Here is a 2,557-nt window from a genome sequence, read left to right as displayed (position 1 = left end):
ACTTGGCCTGACGGTTCAGTGTGCCCGACCCGCTCGGGCCGTCGGCCGCGCCGGAAATGTTCGCCGCCTCCAGCGCCGCGGTCAGGTTGTTGTGGATAATGGCGAAGGCTTCGGCATAGGCATCATAAATGCCGCGCTGCTCGGGGCTGAGCGCATGCTCCAGCATCTCGTATTCGACACCGTCATAGGACAGTGACCGGGCGGTGTAGAGACCCAGCGAGCGCAGGTCGCGGGCGAGGACCTCCATCGCGGCCACGCCGCCAGCCTCGATGGCCTCGACAAACTCGGCGCGGGTGGCAAAAGGGAAATCCTCCCCGCCCCAGAGACCGAGACGCTGCGCATAGGCAAGGTTGTGGACGGTCGTTGCGCCCGTGGCCGAGACATAGACCACGCGGGCATTGGGCAGTTTGTGCTGCAGGCGCAGGCCCGCCCTGCCCTGCTGCGAAGCCATGGTGTCGCCCCGCTCGCCTTTGCCCCCGGCAGCATTCGCCATGGCATGGCTTTCGTCGAAGAGGATCACCCCGTCGAAATCCGCCCCGAACCAGTCGACGATCTGGTCGACGCGGGATTTCTTGGCACCCCGTTCTTCCGAGCGCAGCGTCGCATAGGTGGTGAAGAGGATTCCCTCGGTCAGCGGGATGTCGCGGCCTTGTGCGAAACGCGACAGCGGCGTCACCAGAAGCCGCTCCTGGCCAAGCGCCGACCAGTCGCGCTGCGCATCCTCCAGAAGCTTGTCGCTCTTCGAGATCCAGAGCGCCTTGCGGCGGCCTTGGCACCAGTTGTCGAGCAGGATCCCGGCCGACTGACGGCCCTTGCCCGCCCCGGTGCCATCACCGAGGAAGAAACCCCGGCGGAAGCGGACGGCGTCAGCTGCATCGTCCGGTGCAGTGGAGACCAAGTCTCCGGTCTCATCGACGGCCCAAGACCCAGTGAGATGTGCGCCATGCGCCTCCCCCGCGTAGATGACGGTCTCGAGCTGCGCGTCTGACAGCAGGCCGTCACGCAGGATGGTCGCCGGAAGCTTGGGTCGATAGCTCGGTTTCGGAGGTGCGACAGAGGCCATGGCCGCCGATTGCACAAGCTTGGTCGGGTGCGCGGCCGCTGCGGGGATGTCGATTGCCTGCAGTCGGAAGGTCTCGTAGATCGCGTCGGACAGCCGTGCGGCGTCCTCGTCCTCGGCGGCGTCGCGGAGAGCGTAGTCCAGTTTCTCGGACTCAATCGGCGTTTCGGGTTTCACCATTTGAGCCGTAGAGGTCGCGCGCGATCGGCTGGTGGTTGTGTGAGTGGCGCGGGCAGGACTTCCCGGGAAGAGGGAAGAATGGAACAGACCCGCATTTACTGCCTGTTCCAGTTCGAGGCGCGGCGGAACCTCTGCAGTGACCCGCGACATCAGATGCGCCACGTCCGGAGACAGAGGCTGGCGCAGGTCGGCGGTGATGCCGCCCGGCTCGCCGCCGCGGCATTTATCGAAGACAGAAATCCGCGTCTCGAAGCTGGTCCCATGTTTGGCGAAAGCGGCGCCCGACACCGCGCCGGTGAAGACGAGATGGGCGGTCTCGGTCAGACGGCCGAAGGTCTCGGCCCAGGCAGGCGCATCCGGCGCAAATGCTGCCCCTGTGATCGCCACGAGCCGCCCGCCGGGCGCTAGCCGGGCCAGCGCCAAGTGCAAATGCCGGGCCGTGGCCTCAGTTGTCCGACCATCGACATTGGCCAAAGCCGAGAAGGGCGGGTTCATCAGGATGACGCTCGGGCGGATCTCTTCGTCGAGATGATCGTCGATCTGCGCGGCATCGAACCGGGTGAAAGGTCGGCCCGGGAACAGCAGGCGCAGAAGGTCGGCGCGCGTGTCAGCAAGCTCGTTCAGCGCGAGGCCGCCACCCGCGATCTCTGCGAGGATCGCCAGGAGTCCGGTCCCGGCGGACGGCTCCAAGACCAAATCGCGGGCCGTGATCTGTGCTGCCGTCAATGCCGCGAGTCCCTTGGGCAAGGGCGTGCTGAACTGCTGAAAGCGCTCCATCTCTTCCGACCGCCTTGTGTGCGTGGGTAAAAGACCCGCCACCTTGGTGAGGATGGGTAATAGCGCCACGGGCGAACCGGCCCGGGTCAGCAGCGCGCGGCCGAATTTCCGCAAGAACATAACCAGCGCCACCTCGCCGGCCTCATAGGCGAGCTTCCAGTTCCAGGCACCATCGGCATCGGTGCCGCCAAAGGCGCGCTCCATTTCGAGGCGCAGGCGGGTCGCGTCGATTGGCGCACCTTGCGCAAGATCGGGCTGCAGCGCCTCGGCAACTGTGAGGATCGCGGGCGCGGGATCACGAGATGGAACGGGTACGGGAGGCGAAACAGAGGCGAGATAGGTCATCGGGAAGCTCCGGAATGGGGGACAGGTTCAGGCCCGGGCACCCTCTCTCGGGCACCCTCAGGCCTGATCTTTCCCAGCCCCTCTCTCCCTTTCGAACCCGACGCGTCCCGGAAGCTCGGCTTGATTTTGTTCCTGTTATGTTCTATTTTCAGAACCAAGCCAGAAAGGGAGTTTCCCAATGGAAAGCATCACGCA

At 65.2% G+C, this 2,557-nt stretch carries 1 protein-coding gene; it reads right to left on the bottom strand.

The features are described 5' to 3' along the window. The coding region (locus OS124_RS0109960; RefSeq protein WP_010139423.1) for a strawberry notch-like NTP hydrolase domain-containing protein at positions 1-2,362 on the bottom strand (2,362 nt) is incomplete at its 3' end. Positions 2,363-2,557: the final 195 nt, after the last annotated feature.

Origin of the sequence: Oceanicola sp. S124, from assembly GCF_000220565.1 — a bacterium.
Taxonomy (GTDB): domain Bacteria; phylum Pseudomonadota; class Alphaproteobacteria; order Rhodobacterales; family Rhodobacteraceae; genus Pseudooceanicola.
Note: the sequence above shows the minus strand (reverse complement) of the source record. Positions and strands in the feature narration are given on the sequence as shown.